22 protein-coding genes and 1 riboswitch are annotated in these 23,063 nt (G+C 41.6%); of the genes, 2 read left to right on the plus strand and 20 right to left on the minus strand.

Annotation, left to right across the window (positions count from 1 at the left end; translation table 11 throughout):
- Positions 1–424: 424 nt before the first annotated feature.
- The 7 genes from racE to ABEQ24_RS20160 all read right to left on the minus strand — a co-directional run bounded on the left by racE (position 425) and on the right by ABEQ24_RS20160 (position 6,011).
- On the minus strand, positions 425–1,222 hold the full coding sequence (gene racE, locus ABEQ24_RS20130; protein ID WP_430008456.1) for a glutamate racemase: 798 nt from the start codon (positions 1,220–1,222) through the stop codon (positions 425–427).
- Positions 1,223–1,231: 9 nt separating this feature from the next.
- Complete coding sequence (locus ABEQ24_RS20135) at positions 1,232–1,684, minus strand: MarR family winged helix-turn-helix transcriptional regulator (protein WP_154319093.1); 453 nt, start codon at positions 1,682–1,684, stop codon at positions 1,232–1,234.
- A 224-nt stretch (positions 1,685–1,908) separates the two neighbouring features.
- Entirely contained in the window at positions 1,909–2,133 is a 225-nt protein-coding gene (gene gerE, locus ABEQ24_RS20140) for a spore germination transcription factor GerE (protein WP_029279253.1), read from the minus strand.
- Between the two features lie 134 nt (positions 2,134–2,267).
- Positions 2,268–2,735, minus strand: a complete 468-nt coding sequence (locus tag ABEQ24_RS20145) for an acyl-CoA thioesterase (protein WP_430008457.1) — start codon at positions 2,733–2,735, stop codon at positions 2,268–2,270.
- Positions 2,736–2,843: 108 nt separating this feature from the next.
- Positions 2,844–3,608 (minus strand): succinate dehydrogenase iron-sulfur subunit, encoded by a 765-nt coding sequence (gene sdhB / locus ABEQ24_RS20150; RefSeq protein ID WP_430008458.1) that lies wholly within the window; start codon positions 3,606–3,608, stop codon positions 2,844–2,846.
- Positions 3,609–3,611: 3 nt separating this feature from the next.
- Entirely contained in the window at positions 3,612–5,372 is a 1,761-nt protein-coding gene (sdhA, locus tag ABEQ24_RS20155) for a succinate dehydrogenase flavoprotein subunit (RefSeq protein WP_430008459.1), read from the minus strand.
- A 30-nt stretch (positions 5,373–5,402) separates the two neighbouring features.
- The gene (locus ABEQ24_RS20160; RefSeq protein ID WP_070876365.1) at positions 5,403–6,011 is read right to left on the minus strand and encodes a succinate dehydrogenase cytochrome b558 subunit; all 609 of its coding nucleotides are present in this window, start codon (positions 6,009–6,011) and stop codon (positions 5,403–5,405) included.
- Between the two features lie 345 nt (positions 6,012–6,356).
- Between ABEQ24_RS20160 and ABEQ24_RS20165 the strand changes: the two genes are divergently transcribed.
- Positions 6,357–6,773 carry a YslB family protein gene (locus ABEQ24_RS20165; RefSeq protein ID WP_430008476.1) on the plus strand — a complete coding sequence of 139 codons (417 nt, stop codon included), beginning with the start codon at positions 6,357–6,359 and terminating at the stop codon, positions 6,771–6,773.
- A 44-nt stretch (positions 6,774–6,817) separates the two neighbouring features.
- Here the strand turns inward: ABEQ24_RS20165 and ABEQ24_RS20170 are convergent, their stop codons facing one another.
- The 13 genes from ABEQ24_RS20170 to zapA all read right to left on the minus strand — a co-directional run bounded on the left by ABEQ24_RS20170 (position 6,818) and on the right by zapA (position 22,017).
- Positions 6,818–8,050, minus strand: a complete 1,233-nt coding sequence (locus tag ABEQ24_RS20170) for an aspartate kinase (RefSeq protein ID WP_430008460.1) — start codon at positions 8,048–8,050, stop codon at positions 6,818–6,820.
- Between the two features lie 131 nt (positions 8,051–8,181).
- Positions 8,182–8,364, minus strand: a riboswitch (Lysine riboswitch).
- 67 nt (positions 8,365–8,431) lie between these two features.
- Entirely contained in the window at positions 8,432–10,204 is a 1,773-nt protein-coding gene (gene uvrC, locus ABEQ24_RS20175; protein ID WP_430008461.1) for an excinuclease ABC subunit UvrC, read from the minus strand.
- Between the two features lie 402 nt (positions 10,205–10,606).
- On the minus strand, positions 10,607–10,921 hold the full coding sequence (gene trxA, locus ABEQ24_RS20180; protein WP_070876361.1) for a thioredoxin: 315 nt from the start codon (positions 10,919–10,921) through the stop codon (positions 10,607–10,609).
- Between the two features lie 159 nt (positions 10,922–11,080).
- Complete coding sequence (locus tag ABEQ24_RS20185; RefSeq protein ID WP_430008462.1) at positions 11,081–12,058, minus strand: electron transfer flavoprotein subunit alpha/FixB family protein; 978 nt, start codon at positions 12,056–12,058, stop codon at positions 11,081–11,083.
- 55 nt (positions 12,059–12,113) lie between these two features.
- Complete coding sequence (locus ABEQ24_RS20190) at positions 12,114–12,887, minus strand: electron transfer flavoprotein subunit beta/FixA family protein (RefSeq protein ID WP_430008463.1); 774 nt, start codon at positions 12,885–12,887, stop codon at positions 12,114–12,116.
- A 75-nt stretch (positions 12,888–12,962) separates the two neighbouring features.
- Complete coding sequence (locus tag ABEQ24_RS20195) at positions 12,963–13,736, minus strand: enoyl-CoA hydratase (RefSeq protein ID WP_430008464.1); 774 nt, start codon at positions 13,734–13,736, stop codon at positions 12,963–12,965.
- A 49-nt stretch (positions 13,737–13,785) separates the two neighbouring features.
- On the minus strand, positions 13,786–14,370 hold the full coding sequence (locus tag ABEQ24_RS20200) for a TetR/AcrR family transcriptional regulator (protein WP_430008465.1): 585 nt from the start codon (positions 14,368–14,370) through the stop codon (positions 13,786–13,788).
- 207 nt (positions 14,371–14,577) lie between these two features.
- Positions 14,578–16,266, minus strand: a complete 1,689-nt coding sequence (locus ABEQ24_RS20205) for an AMP-binding protein (protein WP_430008466.1) — start codon at positions 16,264–16,266, stop codon at positions 14,578–14,580.
- A gap of 256 nt (positions 16,267–16,522) precedes the next feature.
- Positions 16,523–16,927: a DUF350 domain-containing protein gene (locus ABEQ24_RS20210; RefSeq protein WP_070876348.1), complete on the minus strand. Its 405-nt coding sequence runs from the start codon at positions 16,925–16,927 to the stop codon at positions 16,523–16,525.
- A 21-nt stretch (positions 16,928–16,948) separates the two neighbouring features.
- Positions 16,949–19,306, minus strand: coding sequence for an endonuclease MutS2 (locus ABEQ24_RS20215; protein ID WP_430008467.1), 2,358 nt, complete (start codon positions 19,304–19,306; stop codon positions 16,949–16,951).
- Positions 19,307–19,335: 29 nt separating this feature from the next.
- Positions 19,336–21,057, minus strand: coding sequence for a DNA polymerase/3'-5' exonuclease PolX (polX, locus tag ABEQ24_RS20220; RefSeq protein ID WP_430008468.1), 1,722 nt, complete (start codon positions 21,055–21,057; stop codon positions 19,336–19,338).
- A 136-nt stretch (positions 21,058–21,193) separates the two neighbouring features.
- On the minus strand, positions 21,194–21,736 hold the full coding sequence (locus ABEQ24_RS20225; protein ID WP_430008469.1) for a CvpA family protein: 543 nt from the start codon (positions 21,734–21,736) through the stop codon (positions 21,194–21,196).
- 8 nt (positions 21,737–21,744) lie between these two features.
- Complete coding sequence (gene zapA, locus ABEQ24_RS20230; protein ID WP_070876341.1) at positions 21,745–22,017, minus strand: cell division protein ZapA; 273 nt, start codon at positions 22,015–22,017, stop codon at positions 21,745–21,747.
- A 105-nt stretch (positions 22,018–22,122) separates the two neighbouring features.
- On the opposite strand from zapA, the gene rnhC reads away from it, so the two are divergent.
- Positions 22,123–23,058: a ribonuclease HIII gene (gene rnhC, locus ABEQ24_RS20235; RefSeq protein ID WP_430008470.1), complete on the plus strand. Its 936-nt coding sequence runs from the start codon at positions 22,123–22,125 to the stop codon at positions 23,056–23,058.
- Positions 23,059–23,063 lie beyond the last annotated feature (5 nt).

Raw genomic sequence — 23,063 nt, forward strand, 5'->3', positions numbered from 1 at the left:
AAGGCGCTTTTTGCCTTTACAGACGGGTCCGTTCTGGCCGAGGAGCTGGGCGATGGAGCTGGACAACGAGAAAAGCGGAATCGCCCGTTTAGCTCCGACAGACAGATAAGGATCCGCCAGTGAAGGCGCTTTTTGCCTTTGCTGGATGAGCCGTTCTGGCCGAGGAGCTGGGCGATGGAGCTGGACAACGAGAAAAGCGGAATCACCTGTTCACAGACCGAGGAGTCAATAACGAATTGATGGGGTTCCCAAATTAATTGATGGAGTTTTGGAATTAATTCATGAGGTTTCCGAATTAATTGGAGGGGTTTTGGAATTAATTCATGGGGTTTCCAAATTAATTGGAGGAATTTGTTCTGGTCCAGAAGTTTAGGGGTGGAGCTGGATAACATTAAAAAAAGGAACCGGGAATCGGCTCCTCTTTTTACAGTGTTATAGATTTTACATTTTCAACAGGCTGTTCAAACAGCTGAGAAGCAATCCTCTGGAAAAGCTCCTTTGAACCAGTCGTTAAAAACAAATGATGATTCTCTTCCTGCGTCTCATTCAATGCTTCTTTATAAGACAGGATCGTACTGACTTCACGGGCTGTTTCATCCCCAGAGCTGATAATTTTCACCTTGGGACCCATATAATCCTCAATTAACGTCTTTAAGACCGGGTAATGTGTACAGCCAAGAATAAGTGTATCAATCGGCTGATCTTTTAAAGGAAAAAGAGATTCACGTACGATGGATACAGCATAATCGTTTTCATAATCTCCGCTTTCTACAAGCGGAACAAATGCAGGGCACGCCAAGCTCTCGACTTCAACTGTCTTCTTAATCGTTTTAAGAGCCTTCTCATAAGCGCGGCTTGCAACTGTATTAACTGTTCCAATTATGCCGATATGATTGTTTCTGGTGACTTTAATCGCTGTTCTTGCTCCAGGGAAAACGACGCCTACTACAGGAATATCAAGCTCGTCCTGGATTTCCTGCAAAGCTATGGCTGTTGCTGTATTGCAGGCGATCACTAGCATTTTTATATAGTGATTTGACAAAAGATAATTTGTCATTTGCCAAGTAAATGACCTTACCTCTTCAAGCGGTCTCGGTCCATATGGACATCTCGCCGTATCACCTAAGTAGATGATGTCTTCGTTTGGTAACTGCCTCATGATTTCGCGTGCAACGGTCAGCCCGCCGACACCGGAATCAATGACGCCGATTGCTCTGTTCAAAAAATCGCCTCATTCTTCTCTCATTTCTAGGTGTAATTTCAATAATGAGCTTTCAAGCTGGATGATTTCCTGCATATCATAATTTTTGATTACATTTTTTAAGTATTGTTGACGCTTTTGTATAACTTCTTCAATGATGCGCTGGCCTTCTTCAAGCAAATGCACTCTCACAACCCTTCGGTCATTCGGGTCTTTAATCCTTACCACCAGTTTGTTTTTTTCCATTCGGTCAACAAGATCTGTTGTGGTGCTGCATGCAAGGTACATTTTATTAGATAATTCACCGACTGTCATGTCGCCATGTTCGGAAAGCCATTGAAGCGCTACGAATTGAGGCGGTGTAATCGGAAATTGATTAAGGATCTCCCTTCCCTTCTGTTTAACCATAACAGAAATATGTCTCAGGGATTTCTCCATATCAGCGACCATTTTATCACTTACTACATCATTATGAACTGTCATCAGCAACCCTCACTCATTCAATCTGACCGCACGGAACGCAACTTAACAGTAAGAATGTGCGTATCATATCCATTCTCTATGTTTTCGCGTAAAATTGCAAGTTTCATATTTTAGATGTCCGATTTGAAAAATAAGGAATGGAATTGTCAGATTTGAGCGCAGCCCGGTTTTTCTGCACAGAAATAATAACCGGCTACCCTTAAATCAAGGTCAGCCGGTACGTATTAGAGCTCAAGTTCACCCATACGAAGGAGCTCAACAACAGCTTGCGATCTCCCCTTGACACCAAGCTTTTGCATCGCATTGGAAATATGGTTTCGAACTGTCTTTTCACTAATAAAGAGCTCGCCCGCTATTTCTTTCGTTGTTTTGTCTTGAACTAATAATTCGAATACTTCTCTCTCTCTCTTTGTGAGTAATGGCTTTGATTGAAACTCTTTCTCTTTCAAGAATTGTAACCCTCCTTGCTAGGTGCGAGCCGATCTAACGAATGGGTATAAGATTAGTCAACATATAGTATGTGCACACTGTAATGGCGGTGACAGGAATCTTAGTTGAAAGCAAGAAATTCCGTGTCTAATTTTCAAGTGGCAAATATGGCAGTTTGAGCTAGCATCTTTTTCTCCACTTCCAGAAACGGTACACTTTTTCCATTGTATTTGGATATTTGCACAACGGTGCCTCGTCCTGTAAAACAAACTTCATTTTTTTCATTCGCCGCACAATAATGCAGATCCATTGATGAATTCCCGATTGATGCAACTTTTACATATAGGCGGATTTTCTCATCAAAAAAGACCTGTTTGACGTAATCACACTGAATATCCGCAACGACAGGAATCAGCTCTCCGTCTTTTTTCAGCCAATTTTCCATAAGACCTGCGTGCTTAAAGAATTCAATGCGCGCTTCTTCAAAATATGAAATTGGTGCCGTATTGTTCATATGTCCGAACATATCCGTTTCTGAAAAACGAACTTTTACCTGAAAATAAAAAGAAAAAGTATCCTTCCATTCTTTGATGGGCAGCTGTATGTATGAGATTTGTTTCATGATTCTTTCCTCTTTTCATGTTTAAGTGAAAAAACACCTCTTCATCGAAAGGAAGAGGTGTTTTCTTATTAACTGATATCCGCTGATTACTGCCTGAATATCTGAGTTTTAGACTTGATCGCTTCCAAAGAAATTACGGAAAGCCTGGAACGTTGTATCTCTATTGAGCGCAGCAATTGATGTTGTTAAAGGAATTCCTTTAGGACATGACTGCACACAGTTTTGAGAGTTTCCGCAATTTGCAAGACCTCCGTCACCCATAAGGGACTCGAGACGTTCTGCTTTATTTAATGCACCTGTTGGGTGAGCATTAAACAGACGAACTTGTGAAAGCGGAGCTGGTCCGATGAAATCTGAATTACTGTTTACATTCGGACATGCCTCAAGGCAGACACCGCAAGTCATGCATTTTGATAATTCATATGCCCATTGACGTTTTTTCTCAGGCATACGCGGGCCAGGGCCTAAGTCATAGGTTCCATCAATCGGTATCCAGGCCTTTACTTTTTTCAGGGAATCGAACATTCTGCTGCGGTCAACCTGAAGGTCGCGGACTACAGGAAATGTTCTCATCGGCTGAAGACGAATCGGCTGCTCAAGCTGGTCAACAAGGGCCGTACAGGACTGGCGCGGTTTGCCGTTGATTACCATAGAGCATGCTCCGCACACCTCTTCGAGACAGTTCATATCCCATGTAATCGGAGTCGTTTCTTTCCCTTGTGAGTCAACAGGATTCCGTCTGATTTCCATCAATGCAGAAATCACGTTCATATTTGGACGATAAGGAATCTCGAATGTTTCATCATAAGGGGCAGCACCAGGCTGATCTTGGCGAGTAATAATAAAACGAACTACTTTCTTTTCACTGTTCATTTTTTATTCCCCCTTTTTCTTCTTCGAATAGTCGCGTTTACGCGGTTCAATTAAGCTGACGTCCACTTCTTCATAATGGAACTTAGGAGCAGCTTTTGGACCGGCAAATGTGGCCATAGTCGTTTTTAGGAATTCCTCGTCATTTCGTTCAGGGAAGTCCGGTTTGTAATGAGCACCGCGGCTTTCATTGCGGTTATATGCGCCAAGTGTAACAACACGGGACATTTGAAGCATGTTTTGCAGCTGACGGGTAAACGTCGCCCCCTGGTTGCTCCATTTAGCTGTATCATTAATGTTGATATTTTCATATCTTTCAAGTAGCTCTTGAATTTTTTCATCTGTTTTAAGCAATTTATCATTGTAGCGGACAACCGTTACATTGTCCGTCATCCATTCGCCAAGCTCTTTATGAAGAACATATGCATTTTCAGTTCCATTTAAGTTCATGATGTTCTGCCATTTTTCTTCTTCCTGTTTCACATGACCGTCAAATAATGAAGAAGAAAGATCTTCAGCAGATACATCAAGACCGCTCACATATTCGACTGCTTTAGGTCCTGCAACCATTCCGCCGTAGATGGCAGACAGCAATGAATTCGCTCCTAAACGGTTGGCTCCGTGCATCGAGTAGTCACACTCTCCTGCTGCAAATAGTCCAGGGATATTCGTCATTTGATCATAATCCACCCAAAGTCCGCCCATGGAATAATGAACAGCCGGGAAGATTTTCATTGGAAGCTTGCGGGGATCATCACCCATGAATTTTTCATAGATTTCAATGATTCCGCCAAGTTTGATATCAAGCTCTTTCGGATCTTTATGAGAGAGATCAAGGTAAACCATGTTTTCTCCATTGATTCCAAGCTTTTGTGATACACACACATCAAAAATTTCGCGTGTTGCAATATCACGAGGCACAAGGTTTCCGTATGCAGGATATTTTTCCTCAAGGAAGTACCAAGGCTTACCGTCTTTATACGTCCAGACACGGCCGCCTTCTCCGCGTGCCGACTCACTCATCAGGCGAAGCTTATCGTCTCCGGGTATTGCTGTTGGGTGAATTTGAATGAATTCTCCATTGGCATAATGCACACCCTGCTGATAGACGATTGAAGCAGCTGATCCTGTGTTAATGACAGAGTTTGTTGATTTTCCGAAAATGATTCCAGGTCCGCCTGTTGCCATAATAACGGCATCTGAACGGAATGCTTTCATCTCCATTGTCGTTAAGTCCTGACCAGTTATACCGCGGCATACGCCATCATCATCGACAACAGCCCCAAGGAATTCCCAGCCCTCATACTTCGTTACCAGCCCGGCAACCTCATAGCGGCGCACCTGCTCATCAAGTGCATAAAGCAGCTGCTGGCCAGTTGTTGCTCCGGCAAACGCTGTACGGTGATGCTGCGTGCCTCCGAAGCGGCGGAAGTCAAGAAGACCTTCAGGAGTACGGTTGAACATAACTCCCATCCGGTCAAGCAAATGGATAATGGAAGGCGCTGCTTCGCACATTGCTTTTACAGGAGGCTGGTTTGCCAGGAAGTCCCCTCCGTATACTGTATCATCGAAATGCTCCCATGGAGAATCGCCTTCCCCTTTTGTGTTAACCGCTCCGTTGATTCCGCCCTGAGCACAAACCGAATGAGAGCGTTTTACTGGAACTAAAGAAAATAAATCTACATGAACGCCAGTTTCTGCAGCTTTGATCGTAGCCATTAGGCCCGCTAAGCCACCACCGACGACTATTATTCTACCTTTACTCATCTGGCCCACTCCCTTTGATTCTATTACCTATTAAACAAATGCAAAAATTGTGCTGACTCCAACGTAAGATAATGCTAGGAAAAGTGCGATCGTCACATAAGTTGAGATCAGCTGAGATCTTGGTGTCACAGTAATTCCCCAGCTCACAGCAAATGACCACAGACCGTTTGCAAAGTGGAAAATCGTTGAAACGACACCGACAACATAAAATACAATCATGAATGGATTACTGAAAATGGAGGCCATCATGTCAAAATTCACTTCAGCGCCAAAAGCGGCTGCAATTCTTGTTTCCCATACATGCCAGGATACAAAGATCAGTGTAATTACGCCAGAAATCCTTTGAAGCATAAACATCCAGTTGCGGAAGTAGCCAAACTTGCTTACGTTATTTTTAGCTGTAAACGCAATGTAAATTCCATAGATCGCATGGTATAAAAGCGGCAGGAATATAATAAAAGTTTCGAGAACAACTCTAAATGGCAAGCTTTCCATAAAATGTGCAGCATTATTAAATGCTTCTTCTCCTCTTGTTGCAAAGTTATTTACAACAAGATGCTGAATTAAGAAGACGCCAACCGGAATAACTCCAAGCAAAGAATGAAGTCTTCGGTTCAAATACTCTCTGTTTCCAGCCATCTCAACATAACCCCCTAGTAATCTTAAAATCTTTTTTTTAATGTTTCTCCTATTCCCGGCAGTCTTTTAAAAAAATAAACATTGTATGATAAAATGTGACAAATTTATTGTACTCCCAACGAGTTACAGCGTCAAGAAAACGCGTTCATAAATTTTAATTTTGTGACAAATCTTATTTTCTCCCTATTTTTATTTTCCTGAAATACTTTCAACGTGTTATTAGAGCTTGTAATTTACTTTTATTACATGTTCTTACCCGCCCAACTTGATATATAATAAAGTCAGAAAGAGGGGAAAAATGTGAAAAAAACCAGCGAACAAATCGATTTGACGCAGCTGAGGGACATGCAAGTGCCCGCATTCGCCTATGAGCTGCTGCGTGAGGTGCTTATTCCGGATATACTTGGAAGCGAGTCTGCATCTATGCTTTACTGGGCAGGCAAGAGCCTTGCGCGCAAATATCCTGCAGAATCAATTGAAGAGCTTATAGCTTTCTTTTCATTAGCCGGCTTTGGAACTCTTTCATTGGTACATAAGAAAAAAGATGAAATGGAATTTCAGCTTGAGAGCGAACTGATTAAAACAAGATTCAAAACGATGAAAGAGCCTTCTTTTCAGCTGGAAGCGGGATTTCTCGCCCAGCAGGTGCAGCGGATGAACAAGCAGATTACAGAGACTTATGAACAAGTAAAAAAACGTGCGGATAAAGTGCATTTTACAGTGAAATGGGACTACAAAGACATGGAATTCGGCAACGATTAAAGGGATGGGTATTAATTATACCCACCCCTTTTTTTATATTGTGATTAGAGAACCTGTGCAGGCTGCTGTGATAATTCAAAGGCATCATGAAGCGCTTCAACGGCTTTCACCATATCAGCATGGCTGATAACAGTGGACACTTTAATTTCAGACGTGCTGACCATTTTCACTTCAATTCCTTCTTGGGCAAGAACATCGAACATTTCTGCCGCCACACCCGGATTTGATACCATGCCGGATCCGACGATCGATACTTTTGAAAGGCCGCCTTCTGATTCTATTTTTTCAAAGCCAAGTTCTGATTGATAGGTTTCAAGGACGTGAACCGTTTCTTCCACATCACCTGTTTTCACAGAAAAAGATAAAGATGCGAGGCTGCTCTCTGTTGAACTTTGAATAATAATATCTACATTAATTCCGTGGCTGGCAAGTGTTTTAAAAATGGTAGACAGGGTTCTCAGACCGCTCGGCAAACCGCAAACGGTTATTCTTGATACTTGATCTTCAAAAGCAATTCCTCTAACAACTAAATTCTGTTCCATCTTTGTTTCCTCCTCAATTAACGTGCCTCTTTCTTTTTCTGAGCTGGATCTGACTTCCAAAGGGACTCCGTAGTTTTTTGCAAATTCTACTGCCCGGGGATGGAGAACGACTGCTCCAAGATTAGCAAGCTCAAGCATTTCATCATAAGAGATGCCGTCTAATTTTCTTGCGTTTTTTACAAAGCGGGGATCTGTCGTATAGACGCCTGTTACGTCCGTATAAATATCGCATTTATCAGCTTTAAGAGAAGCGGCCAGCGCAACAGCTGTTGTATCTGAACCTCCGCGGCCCAGTGTCGTTATTTCCTGTCCGTCTGCAAGTCCCTGAAAGCCTGCAACAACAACGATTTTTCCAGCTTGGAGCTGGTTCTTAATTTTTTCTGAATCAATCCCTGAAATTCTCGCATTGCTGTGGACATTTTCAGTCTTTATTCCGGCCTGCCAGCCAGTGTAAGAAACAGCATCGTATCCTTGTGCCTGAAGAGCCATCGTCAAAAGAGATATCGTTACTTGTTCACCAGTTGACAGCAGCATATCCATTTCGCGCTTGCTTGGTTTTTGTGTGATTTCAGCTGCCAGTGAAACTAAATGATCCGTTGTTTTCCCCATTGCTGAAACAACAACTGCGACATCATTTCCATTATTTTTTTCTTCTATTGCTCTTCTTGCAGCATTCATGATTTTTTCCGGAGATCCAACAGATGTGCCTCCAAATTTTTGTACAACTAAACCCATATCAGCCTCTCGCCTTTCAAGTTTATATTGATCGTCAGCAGGTAAAAGGGAGAATCTCAGAAAACGCAAAAAAAGCAATGAGATTCTCTATCTCATTGCTTGCATAAACGAATAATGGAACTTCATTCATACAATGAGATAGCGCTCCAGGAAAATGCATCTTCCTGACAATTTTACGTCTATTAAACGCAAAACCAGCAAAAGAAAGCAATGGCTCTTTTTTTGCTTCGGCGACTCTCCCCTTTCACCCATCTTCAAAGGATTCCATTTTCCTCAGAAGGGCTACTCTTGAAGTTCGCACCTCTACCATCATTTAACGAACTAAACGATCTGGTTATCAAATTAGTTAGAATTGTAGCAAAGAATTTGTCTTTGTGCAATCTATTCTTTCAATTTTTCTGCAATAAGCTGTGCCGTGTTTGCCGGAATCCCTGCAGCCATCAGCTCTTCAAGGCTTGCATCTTTCATTTTTTTAACAGAACCGAAATGCTTGAGCAACGTTTTGCGCCGCTTTTCCCCGACTCCCGGTATATCATCCAGAATCGATTGAAAGGCTGTTTTTCCTCTTGTCTGCCTGTGAAAAGTAATCGCAAACCGATGCACTTCATCCTGAATGCGCTGCAGCAGATAAAACTCCTGGCTGTTGCGTTCAAGTTCAATGACAGCTGGAGGGCTGCCAATCATTAAATTTGAAGTCCGATGCTTCTCATCCTTTACAAGACCTGCGACAGGGATTGATAAACCGAGTTCATTTTCAAGTACATCCTGAGCCGCAGCCAGATGCCCTTTTCCTCCGTCAATGATAATCAAATCAGGAAGCGGCAGCTCCTCTTTTAACACGCGCGTGTACCTTCTGCGGACAACTTCACGCATTGATTCGTAATCATCTGGTCCTTGCACTGTTTTAATTTTATACTTCCGATACTCTTTTTTGGCGGGCTTGCCATCTATGAAGACAATCATCGCCGAAACAGGATCTGTTCCTTGTATGTTTGAATTATCAAATGCTTCAATTCTTGCCGGTGTATAGATTCCCATTTTTTCACCAAGCTGATCAATTGCTTTGATCGTTCTCTCTTCATCACGTTCAATCAGCGAGAATTTTTCTTTTAATGCGATTTTGGCATTCTGGTGTGCAAGCAGCACCAGGTCCTTTTTCTTTCCGCGTTTAGGATGAGTTGCTGAAACATGAAGAAGCTGTTCTGCCATTTCACGATCCACGCTTTCAGGCAGCAGTATTTCTTTAGGCAGAATATGATTGTTTTTTGAGTAAAACTGGCCAAGAAACGTTAAAAATTCTTCCTCGGGCTCCTGGTAAAGCGGAAACATGGCAATATCACGCTCAATCAATTTACCCTGACGGATGAAGAAAACCTGAACACACATCCAGCCTTTATCATAGGAATAGCCAAAAACATCACGATCGACAAAATCATTCAGCGTCATTTTCTGTTTTTCCATGGTCGCATCTATATGCGCAATGGAATCACGGTATTCTTTTGCCCGTTCAAAATCCAGATTCTCAGCAGCTGCAAGCATCTTCTTTGAAAGTTCTTCTTTAATCTGCTTAAAGCCGCCTTTTAAGAAACGGGACATTTCATCGACCATTTGCCGGTTTTGCTCCTGTGTTACCTTATAGACACAGGGGGCCAAACATTGTCCGATATGATAGTAAAGACAAACTTTATCAGGAAGCGTTGTACATTTTCTGAGCGGATAAAGACGGTCCAGCAGCTTTTTGGTCTCTCTGGCCGCCTGTACGTTCGGATATGGACCGAAATACTTCCCATTATCTTTTTTGACATTTCTCGTAACAATCAGGCGAGGGTGCCGTTCATTTGTAATTTTTATAAAAGGATACGTTTTGTCATCCTTAAGCATGACATTGTATTTAGGATCATGTTTTTTTATTAAATTTAATTCTAAAATCAGCGCCTCAATATTTGAAGACGTGACGATATACTCAAAATCCCTGATCTCAATTACGAGCCGTTGTGTTTTCCCGTCATGTGAACCTGAAAAGTAAGATCGCACCCTGTTTTTAAGGACCTTTGCTTTTCCTACATAAATAATCGTTCCGAAACGGTCTTTCATTAAATAACAGCCCGGCTGATCTGGCAGAAGTGCCAGCTTTTCTTTTATTAATTGTTCCATAGCAGACACTCCGTTCCCTTGAAGTTTAGCGCAGAATAAGCACCGGCCAAAAGCGGCAAGTTATTCCCCTTATTGTACCATTTAAGAGGGCTGTAGTCTTTTGTTTGCCTCCGGGGATTCTTTTCTTTCGGCTGTTTTCCCATAGATTTTAAATAAAAATGTTGTCCGTTTCTTTCCGCTCCAGCCACTTGCTTTCCGCGGGGAGGATGGGAGGCTCCACAGCTTTGCCTCAAACAAGGCTTACGAATAATACCTTTCCATAAAAGCACTTCTGAATCCCAGGAAAAACAGGTCCTAAGCACCAAATCATTTCCTGAGCAATAATTGACAATTTTTTCAGGTAATGGCCTGTAAAAAGACATAAAAAAAGATCCGGAATACCGGATCTACACTCCATAATAATTATGCGTGTTTATTTAATAGATCAGCTAGAGCTTCTTTAGGCTGGAAGCCAACTGTTTTGTCTACAACTTCGCCGTTTTTGAAAACAAGCAATGTTGGAATACTCATAACTCCGTATTTGCCTGCAGTTTCTTGGTTTTCGTCAACATCGAGCTTAACGATTTTCACTTTATCGCCTAGTTCCTGATCAAGCTCTTCAAGAACCGGTGCAATCATTTTGCAAGGTCCGCACCAAGGAGCCCAAAAGTCTGCCAGTACGACACCTTCGCTAGTTTCAGCTGTAAAAGTTTGATCTGTTACATTTGTAATTGCCATTATATTTTCCTCCTAATTGTTCAAGTGATGCCTAAAGTATAGCATTAAAGAATGTGACCTGCTAATTTTTTGCTTACTATTCCTTTTCCCTTACTTTGTGATGAAAAACATTTTTTCATTCAAAGTAAAAACACGCCGCTGAGAGCGTGTTTTTAGGAATCAAGAATGAACTTTTAATTTCTTAAACTCTTCCGTCAGCATCGGTACAACTTCAAATAAATCTCCGACAATGCCATAATCGGCTACTTTGAAGATGTTCGCTTCAGGATCTTTGTTAATGGCAACAATAATCTTTGAGTTAGACATACCGGCTAAATGCTGGATCGCTCCAGAAATACCGCATGCAATGTACAAGTCAGGAGTGACAACTTTTCCTGTTTGGCCGATTTGCAGCGAGTAGTCGCAGTAATCAGCATCACAAGCGCCGCGGGAAGCTCCGACCGCTCCGCCGAGAACATCTGATAACTCCTTCAGCGGATTAAATCCGTCTGTGCTTTTTACTCCGCGTCCGCCGGCTACAATGACTTTAGCTTCTGAAAGATCAACACCTTCTGTTGCTTTGCGCACCACTTCTTTTACAATTGTGCGAAGATCTTTGATCTCCACTGAAACAGATGAAACTTCACCCGTTCTTGTTTCATCCTTTTCAAGAGGAGCAATGTTATTTGGTCTTATTGTTGCAAAAATCGTTCCATCTGTCACAATCTTTTTCTCGAAAGCTTTTCCTGAATAGATCGGACGAGTGAACACCGCATTTCCGCCTGCAGCTTCTAGATCTGTAGCATCTGAAATTAATCCGGATCCAATCTTTGCAGCGATTTTCGGTGATAAGTCTTTTCCAAGAGCTGTATGTCCGAACACAAGTCCTTCCGGTTTTTCGGCTTCGATAACAGCAAGCAATGCCTGTGAATAGCCGTCAGGTGTATACGTTTTCAATTTTTCGTCTTCAACTGTAATGACGCGGTCTGCACCATAATGAATCATTTCTTCAGCCAAAGCTGCTACACTGTCGCCAACTAAAACTGCTGTTACCTCGCCGCCTTCAGATATCGTTTTACCTGCTGCAATCGCCTCAAAAGACACGTTGCGCAAAGATTGATCGCGTACTTCTCCCAATACCAGCACTTTTCTTGCCATTATAAAGTCCCCCTGTTTTACGTTTGATTGAAAAATCTGCTTTTTAGGTAAATACTTAGATTACTTTTGCTTCGTTGCGAAGAAGAGATACCAATTCCTTCACCTGTGCATCTAAATCGCCTTGAAGTACTTTACCCGCTTCTTTTTTAGGCGGCATATAAATTTCGATTGTTTTTGTTTTTGGAAGAACATCATCTTCTTCAAGATCAAGATCATCCAGTTCCAGTTCATCCAATGGCTTTTTCTTTGCTTTCATGATACCCGGCAAAGAAGGATAGCGCGGTTCATTCAGACCTTGCTGTGCTGTAACAAGCAGCGGCAATGTGGTTTCAATAACTTCTGAATCACCTTCAACATCGCGGACGACTGTCGCTTTGTTTCCATCAATCTCAAGCTTTGTAATCGTTGTTACATAAGGAATATCCAAAAGCTCAGCCAGACGAGGTCCTACTTGTCCAGATCCTCCGTCAATCGCAACATTTCCTCCTAAAATAAGATCTGCATCTTTATCTTTGAAGAATTCAGCAAGAATTTTAGACGTTGTGAATTGATCTCCATCTTCAAGATCATCTTCCGTATTTATTAATACAGCCTTGTCACACCCCATTGCAAGTGCTGTGCGCAATTCCTTTTCGGCTTCTTCCCCGCCGATTGTCACAACTGTTACTTCGCCGCTGTTTGCATCGCGAAGCTGAATCGCTTCTTCAATCGCATACTCATCATAAGGATTAATAATGAATTCTGCGCCATCTTCATTGATTTTCCCGTTTTGAAGCGTTATTTTTTCTTCCGTATCAAACGTTTTCTTCATGATTACATAAATATTCATGTCCATCCCCCTATTTACGTTAAGCATTCAATTTGGTTGTATAGAAAAAACGTCAGGAACGTTTTATCACAAAATTTATTCGCCTTTGAACTGCGGCTGTCTTTTCTCAAGAAAAGCACTGATTCCTTCTTTTGCATCTGCGCTTTCAAATACAGTCCCGAAATAGCCCGCTTCTTTTTTCACCCGATCATGGTACGGGAGTGTTTTAGAAGCATTGATTAAATCGATTGCAGCACTGACAGATATCGGGCTTTTGGCAGCAAATTTCTTCGCAAGCTTCATCGTCTCATCAAATAAGGCTTCTTCTGCAAAAGCATGGTTGGCAAGACCGTATTTGGCTGCCTCTGCTCCTGAGATCGGTTCACTAGTCAGCAGCATTTCAAGCGCTTTCGCTCCTCCTACATACTTAGGAAGACGCTGCGAGCCGGCGAAGCCTGGAATGAGTCCAAGCTGAAGCTCAGGCAGCCCGAGCTTTGCATTCTCGGCAACAAGCCTTACATGGCAGCTCATAGCAAGCTCAAGGCCACCGCCTAGAGCAGCTCCATGAATCGAGGCAATGACTGGTTTGCTGAATGTTTCAATTCTCTCAAAAAGTTCCTGTCCGTTTGCAGCAAGCTTAGAGAACTCTTCCCCGTTCGGCACTGAAACAAATTCCTTGATGTCAGCCCCTGCTGAGAAGAATCTTCCCTCGCCATTAATGACAATGACCCTGACTTCTTTATTTGCTTCAAACTCATCCATCAAGGATGAAAGCTTTTTCAAAACATAAGATGAAAGGGCGTTTGCGGGAGGTTGGTGAATGGTTACGACCGCAACATAATCTTCTACTTTAACATTAAAATAACTCACAGGTCAGACCTCCTTATGCATATAAACAATTACGTCAGGAAGGATTTTGCTAAACCCTTCCGCAGCCTTTGATCATAAGTTCATGAACGTTTCCTGCAAGTGCAGTCAGATCAAATTTCTGATCATTCATGACCCATGTTGTCACCGTTTCATCAATCGTTCCAAATATCATCTGCCTCGCCAGGCGTGTATCCAGGGTTTCACTGAATTCGGATGTTTCTTTTCCTGTTTGAATAATCGAATCAAGAATATTTAAATATCCTCTCAGAACCTCATTGATTCTCAGGCGAAGATCTTTATTTGACTGTCTGAGTTCAAGTTGTGTAACGATGGCAAGATGATGATCTTCGGCTAAAAGTGAAAAATGTTTTTCTATCAGCATGTATAACTTCTCCGCCGCCGTGTCCTTTCCTGCTATTTCTTGTTGAATTTTTTCGATAAATACGCCCATTTTTTCCTGAAACAATGAAATCAGGATATCTTCTTTATTTTTAAAGTAAAGATAAATGGTACCGTCTGCGACTCCTGCCTGCTTGGCAATCTTCGACACCTGTGCATGATGATAGCCATTTTCAGCAATGACAATGACAGCCGCATCTATAATTTGGAGATATTTTGGTCGTTTCTGTTTCACTGTAAATTCGTCCTTTCAAACTGAATGAATCATCATTCATATTTCAATCATAAAATTACATCCTCCATCTGTCAAGAAGAAAGATTGATCTTATCTTTCACCATAATAGATGAAAAGAACCCTCTCAGCAATAGGAAGAGATGGTTCTTTATCATTTTTCTATTCTTATTGCTTCATACAGCTTTTTAACAGAAACGGATTTCCTGTTTAATTGGCATTTTTTAATTTTTCTTTTTCTTCTTCTACAAGTGAGCGCCTTAAAATTTTTCCGACTGCTGTTTTTGGAAGCTCTTTGCGGAATTCATAGATTCTCGGGATCTTGTATGCTGCCATATGTTTCCGGGCAAATTCGTCAAATTCCTGTTCAGTCGCATTCATTCCTTCTTTTAGAACGATATACGCCTTCACCGTTTCACCGCGGTAAGGGTCCGGTATGCCGGCTACTACTACTTCCTGCACTTTTTCATGCTCATATAAAACTTCTTCGATTTCACGGGGATAAATGTTGAATCCCCCGGCGATGATCATATCTTTTTTCCGGTCTACGATATAAAAATACCCTTCTTCATCCATATAGCCAATGTCGCCGGTTAAAAGCCATCCGTCCTTTAATACGGCATCTGTTTCCTCTGGTTTTTTCCAGTACCCTTTCATGATCTGCGGACCTCTGACAGCAATTTCTCCAAGCTCATTGTATTCTGCCTGCTTTCCCGTTTCAAATGAGAGGATAATAGATTCTGTATTTGGCCATGGCACACCTACACTGCCTTTTTTACGGTGTGACCAGAGAAAGTTTGCGTGTGTAACAGGAGATGCTTCTGACAAACCGTATCCTTCCACAAGCTTTCCGCCAGTCTCGCGCTCGAATTTCTCCTGCACTTCTACCGGAAGCGGAGCTGAACCGCTAATACATGATTCAACAGATGAAAGATCATAGTTTTTCAAATCAGGATGGTTTAATAATGCAATATAAATAGTAGGAGCTCCTGGGAACAGTGTAGGTTTTAATTTATCAATGGCTTTAAGTGTATCCGTGGCATCGAATTTTGGAAGCAGGATCATTTTAAAGCCTTGCATAATCGATAGGTTCATAACCGCCGTCATCCCGTAAACATGGAAGAACGGCAATATGCCAAGCACTGATTCCTCTCCGCGTCTGCATTTATACATCCAGGATGAACACATGGACGTATTTGAAACCAGGTTTTCATGCGTCAGCATAACTCCCTTTGGAAAACCGGTTGTTCCTCCTGTATACTGCAGCAAGGCAATATCTTCTTTGGGATTTGTCTCTATTTCCTCAATAGATGTGTCATCTCTTTTCATGATTTCCTTGAATAAATGTGTGTGGCCGCTGTGCTCAATTTTTACGACGATTTGATTCTGCTTTTTCTGCACAAAAGGATATAAAAGATTCTTCGGGAAAGGCAAATAATCTTTTATGCTTGTCGCAATAATATGTTCAATGCTTGTCAGCGCTTTCATTTTTGAGACTCTTGGATAAAGAAGATCAAGCGTAATAATATATTTCGCATCAGAATCATTCAGCTGATACTCTAGCTCCCTTTCCATATAAAGGGGATTCGTTTGAACGACAATTCCACCGGCAAATAAAATACCGTAATAAGCAATGACGGCCTGCGGGCAATTCGGCAGCATAATCGATACTCTTTCGTCTTTTTTTAATCCAAGCTCCTGGAGGTAGCCCGCAAGTTTTAAAGATTGTTCATAAACCTCTGTAAAAGTCAGTTCCTTGCCTAGAAAATGAATAGCTGTTTTTGCTGGAAATTCTTGTGCAGCCTGCGCGAGATAAAATTGAAGTGGCTTGTTGTCAATTTCAGCATAATGAGGTATTTCTTCAGGATATAGATGAAGCCAGGGTTTTTGAACTTCCATTTTATTTCCTCCCTTTGTTGCCATCATGACTTTTGGCTTATAAAGAAAGTATACCAAAGTTATATTCAGAATATAAAATATTTTTAATTATTTCAATTGTATTAAAAAAAATCCGGATTCATGTCATGAAATCCGGAATTTCTTCATAATATTCATTTTTTCAAGCGAAAAAAACCATAAATATAATCCCTATTACAATAAACAAACCGCATATGCCAAGCAGTACTTTCGCCAATGTTTCCACTGTTTTCTCCCCTTATATGCCTGCACCGATCACGTAGGACAGACCAATTGAAATGACCATGGAAATGAAGCCTACCGCACGGTTGTCATTTTGAATTTCATCATCGATTCTAAATTTAGGCGTTAAAAATTCATAGATAAAATAGCCTAAAAGCAATAATACAAAACCAAACATTCCCCAGCCGACCATCTCAAACAGCGTATCATGCTGCCCGATTGAAAAACGGAACACGTTGGCAATTCCAAATATCTTGCCGCCGGTCGTCATCGCAACTGCAAGATTGCCTTTTTGAATTTCTTCCCAGTTATTGTATTTGGTCACAAGTTCAAAAATAGTCAGAAACACAACAATACATAAGATGACGACGCTATAATAAGCTGCAGTCTGAACGAATTCATTCTCCCAAAATTGATTCATTTCTTATCTCCCATATTTCGATTATTTTAATTCAACAATCGTAACGCCTGATCCGCCCTCGCCTGATTCCCCGTAGCGGGTGCTCTTAACGTTTCTATGCTTTTTCAAGTATTCCTGCACACCTGTCCGAAGTGCTCCTGTCCCTTTTCCGTGAATGATGGAAATTCTCGGGTAGCCGGCAAGTACGGCATCGTCCATATATTTTTCTACTCTAAGGAGAGCATTTTCATACCGTTCGCCTCTTAAATCAAGTTCAAGGGAAACGTGATAATCTCTTCCTTTTACCATTGCAAGTGGTTTCGTTTCGACGGGCTTAGGTCTGCTGATATACTGCAGATCATCTTCTTTCACCTTCATTTTCAAAATACCTATCTGCACCTGCCATTCCTTATCGCCTACTTTAGACAGCAAGTGGCCTTTTTGATTGAAGCTGATGACCTTCACTTCGTCGCCTTCTGCATATTGATGCTTCTGTGTCTTCGTTTTCGGCTGTTTGCTGCTTTTTTCAAATTCAGGCACCGCTTCTTCAAGACGTTTTTTAGCATCGATTAATTCATGTTCTTTAATACCAGTCCGGTGTTCTTTTTGCATCTTTCTTAATTCGCGGATAATGGACTCTGCTTCCGCTTTTGCCGCTTCAACTTTTTCTGCAGCTTTCTTCTCTGCCTGTTCGTAAAGCTTGTCGCGTTCTTCGTTGAATTGAAGAATTTGATTTTGCAGTTCGGAATGAAGCTTTTCTACGTCTTTGCGCAGTTCTTCTGCTTCTGTAAGCTCTGAATCAGAGCGTTTTTTGCTCTCTTCAAGCGATGCAATCATTGAATCTACTTCATTGCTCTCAGCACTCATATGCGATTTTGCACGGTCAATGACTGAATCCATCAGGCCAAGCCGCTTTGAAATTTCAAAGGCATTGCTTCGGCCTGGAACGCCGATTAAAAGCTTATAAGTAGGGCTTAATGTTTCAATATTGAATTCAACGCTTGCATTGACAACCCCTTCACGGTTATAACCGTATGCTTTCAGTTCAGGATAATGCGTTGTGGCGATCACTCTGGCACCGCGATGATGAACTTCATCCAAAATGGAGATGGCAAGTGCAGCTCCCTCCTGCGGATCTGTTCCTGCACCAAGCTCATCAAACAAGACCAGACTGTTATCATCTACACGCTTTAAAATATCCACAATATTTACCATATGAGAAGAAAATGTACTTAAGCTTTGCTCAATCGACTGTTCATCTCCGATATCCGCATACACATTTTCAAACACAGCCATTTCTGAGCCGTCAAGAGATGGAATCTGCAGTCCGGATTGCGCCATCAATGTAAATAGACCGACTGTTTTAAGGGTTACTGTTTTTCCGCCTGTATTCGGTCCTGTTATCACAATTGTCGTAAACTCAGCGCCAAGTTCAATGTCATTTGCGACAACTTCTTCCGCGTTTAAAAGCGGATGTCTCGCTTTGAATAGTTTAATTCTTCCGCTGTTATTCATTTCAGGCTTTGAAGCTTTTATTTTTTTCGCGTACGCTGCTTTCGTAAACATAAAATCCATTTCGCTCAAGGCTTCTACATTAACCAGGAGAGGCTCGGATTCTTCAGCCACTTTCACCGTAATTTCTGTTAAAATGCGGTCGATTTCAATCTTCTCTTTCATGCGCGCCTGCTGAAGCGTGTTATTTAAGTCAACTACAGCCTGAGGTTCGATAAATAACGTCGCTCCCGATGAAGACTGATCATGGACAATTCCGCCGTATGCTGATCGGTATTCCTGTTTAACAGGAATCACATACCTGTCATTACGCATAGTAACAATAGCGTCAGAAAGCATCTTTTGAGCAGAAGAAGATCGAATCAGTGACTCAAGCTTTTCTCTCAACCTTGATTCTGTCGTCCTTAATGATGTCCTGATCGAACGAAGAGCATCGCTTGCTCCGTCCAGAACTTCTCCATTATCCCCAATACAGTGAAGAATGTGCTGCTCCAGCTCCTGCAGGGGCAAAATCTCGGCTGCAAAACCTTCCAGATGAGGAATCTCGATGCCATTTTCCGCCATGTCCTCAATAAACCGTTTCATGTGTTTGCCTGCATAAAGAGTTCCGGCAACCTCCATCAGCTCGTGCGGATTCAGCATCCCTCCGATTTTAGATCGTTTAATGCTCTTTCGAATATCAACGAGGCCGCCCAGTGGAACATTTCCTTTCAGCCTAAGGACTTTTGCAGCTTCATCTGTCTGTTCCTGCCATTTTCTTACCTCATCATAATCAGCGGATGGAACAAGCCTCTCCACTTTTTCCTTTGCTAATGAAGAAGATATATGCTTTAAAAGCTGTTCTTTAACTTTATTGAATTCTAATACTTTTAACACACGCTGCTGCACGTTATACAGCCTCCTTGCTGTCTTTTAGGCTATTTATTATGCCTGTTAAAAAAGGATTCCAGCTGATTCAGATCCCACGTATTGATTACGTTTTCTGCTTTCACCCATCCTTTTATTGCTGTTGAAACACCTGTTTTCATATCTTCAAGCATGTCTATATTATGTGCATCTGTATTGATTGCAAGTTTTACACCTGATTCATGCGCTTTTTTAATATGCTCAGCCCTCAAATCCAGTCTGTTCGGATTTGCATTCAGCTCTAAAACAGTATTTGTTTCTTTAGCAAGCTGAATCAGCATGCCAACATCCGGCTCATATCCGTTTCTTCTGCCTATCAGTCTGCCTGTAGGATGTGCAATCATATCCACATGATGATTTACAAGAGCGGTTTTCAAGCGCTGCATGATGATATCCTGTGATTGAGAAAAGCTGGAATGAATCGACGCGATGACAAAGTCCATGCCTTCTAATACTTCATCATTATAATCGAGAGAGCCATCGGGCAAGATGTCCATTTCAACCCCGGCAAAAATTTTAAAATCCTCGTACTGTTCATTTAATTTGTCAATTTCATTCCGCTGTTCTTTTAATCGTTCAGGAGTCAGGCCATTTGCAACTTTAAGATATTGAGAGTGATCCGTAATGGCCATATACTGATACCCGCGCATTCTGCAAGCCTCTGCCATTTCACTGATGGTAAAAGCTCCATCACTCCAGGTTGAGTGCATATGAAGATCGCCTTTTATATCTTCAGCTGTTATCAGCTTTGTATCTTTCATGTATTTTTCTACTTCTGTTCCGTCTTCGCGGATTTCAGGCGGAAAGAATGGAAGATCAAAGTGAGCATAGAATTCTTCTTCGTTTGAAAAAGTGGTTATCTCGCCTGTCTCACTATTTTCAACCCCATATTCACTGATTTTTTCTCCGCGTTCCTTGGCCAGCTGCCGCATTTTTACGTTGTGATCCTTTGAACCAGTGAAATGATGAAGTGTTGTGGCAAATTCATCAAGAGTCACTAACCGAAAATCCACTCCGATTTCATATTCATACTGCAGCTGTACAGAGACCTTTGTGTCTCCATTTGCAATGATTTCTGAGATATTCGGGATTTTTATGAGCTGATCTCTGACATATTGGGGATGCTCAGTTGCGATGATAAAATCCAAATCTTTGACGGTTTCTCTCATTCGTCTGAGACTGCCTGCCCTGCTGAATTTTTGAACCTCTTCACAAGATTCTAAATACGTCTCAATTTCCTCTGCAATCGGCAGTGCAAATGATAACGGCAGCCTCTCAGGACGGGTTCCAATTTCATCAATCGCAGCGAGGATTTTTTCTTCTGTTTTCTTCCCGAACCCTGCAAGACTCTGCACCTTCTCTTCAAGACAAGCTTTTTTCAGCGAATCAACGTCCGTTACTCCAAGCTCTTTATATAGCTTTGCAATTTTTTTGCCGCCAAGTCCAGGCAGCTTCAGGAGCGGTATAAGCCCCTGAGGAACTTCTGACTGAAGCTGTTCAAGAGTTTCTGATTTTCCCTCTTTTATAAAATCAGTAATAACCGAAGCTGTCCCTTTTCCGATTCCAGCGATTTTTGTAAAATCCTCGATTGAAGACAAACTTCTTTCATCTGTTTCAAGTGCATTGGCTGCTTTCCGGAAAGCAGCGGTCTTAAACGGATTTTCACCTTTCAGTTCCATGTGTACAGCTATATATTCAAGTAATTTAATGACATCTTTTTTATGTACGCTCATTATTCCTTCACCTCTGGTCAAGTCGTTTTTCCATCTATTGGGGCTTACTTAAAATGATACAAATATTTTCTTCAAAAGTACAACAAAGGGATAAAAGACCTTTTACCAAAAAAACTTCTCCTAATTGGAGGAGAAGTTAATTCGGTGCATATTGCAGCCATAATTCCTGAACTTTATCAGAAAAATACGGCGTGTGATGAACGATAACCTTTGCAAGTCCTGAATCCCCCATTGCTGACTGGACTTCCGGAATAGGAAGAAGCCCGCCGATAAACAGCAAGATGAAAAGGATTAAATAGATTTCAAGAAAGCCTAAGAGGGCGCCGGCCCATTTATTCAGCTGTTTAAGAACTGGAAGATATGTAACAAAATCAAGCATAGATCCTACTACCTGCAGCAAGATCTTTGTGCCGATAAATAAAATGACAAACGCTACCGCTCTATAGTAAGCATCTTCTAGATTTCCGCCTGTAAAAAAGGAAATAGCGGATCCGCTCTCGCCAAACGATGGGTATGGAACCCATAACTCTAACTTTGGCGCTAAAACACCAAAGTATTTATATGCTACAATATAGGCGATGATAAATCCTGCAAGATGTATGAATTGAAGAATAAAGCCGCGTTTTAATCCGACTAACAGGCCCATGGCCAAAATGATGAAAAGTGCAATATCTAGCATTTACCGCGTCAATCCTTTTCTATGATTTGTTTCTCTAGTTTTTCAAATTCATCTCTTAATTTTAAATAGTCATGCACAACATTCACAGCCGTTAAAACTGCCAGCTTATTAATATCCAGATTGGGACTTTTGCTGCTGATTTCACGCATTTTATCATCAACAATAGAAGCCACCAGGCGCACATGACTTGTGCTCTCTGTGCCTACTATTGAAAATTGCTGTCCATATATATCAACTGTCGTTTTCTTTTTTGAGTGGTTATCCAACGAAAAATCCTCCATTCTTGAGAATCCTAATCTTTATCATAACATGATATCTAGTATAATGGAAAGATAATGCCAATCAATATCCAGTATCAATCATTATTTTAAAAGAGGTGTCATCTCTTGTCCAATGCCGTTATTAAAATTGATCAGCCGACCATCCTTAAAATGAAATCCTACTACTCTTCGGATCTTGGCTCAAAGCTCCCGCCTGGTGCTGTTTTTACTGCTAAATCAAACGGGTGCACCATTACTGCCTATAAATCAGGCAAAGTTCTGTTTCAGGGCAATCTGGCAGGAGAAGAAGCAGAAAAGTGGTCAAAGCCTGAACAAAAGACTACTAAGAAACCTTCGAAGCCTGTTACTGTTTTTAGTCCGCCGGCGAACATATCAACTCTCTCCATTATAGGATCGGATGAAGTCGGTACAGGCGATTTCTTTGGACCGATTACTGTTGTAGCCGCCTATGTGAAAAAAGAACAGATTCCCCTGCTTCAGGAATTAGGCGTGAAAGATTCAAAGCATTTGAATGATAAACAGATTACGGCCATTGCCAAAGATCTTCTTTCTATCATTCCTTACAGCCTGCTGGTTCTGCATAATGAAAAATACAATCAGCTGCAGAGCACAGGAATGTCACAGGGGAAAATGAAGGCCATCCTTCATAATCAGGCAATCAACAAACTATACGACAAGATCGCACCTGAAATTCCTGAAGGTGTTTTGATTGATCAGTTTGCAGAGCCTTCCATCTATTTCAAGCATCTTATCGGAAATTCCTACCGGAAAGAAAATACTTTTTTCAGCACAAAAGCAGAAGGGATCCATCTGGCAGTTGCAGCAGCTTCCATTTTGGCAAGATATGCTTTCCTCAAGGAGATGGATCGTTTATCGGAAAAAGCCGGAATGACACTTCCTAAAGGTGCTGGCGCAAAGGTTGACGAAGCGGCAGCAGCCATTATTATTAAAAAAGGTGCAGACACATTAAAAACCTTAACAAAGTTTCATTTTGCCAATACGGATAAAGCAAAAAAATTGGCTGCCAAGAAAAAAGGATAGGTTAA

It is taken from the genome of Metabacillus idriensis (assembly GCF_050483325.1).
In the GTDB taxonomy this organism is placed as follows: Bacteria; Bacillota; Bacilli; order Bacillales; family Bacillaceae; genus Bacillus_P; species Bacillus_P idriensis_A.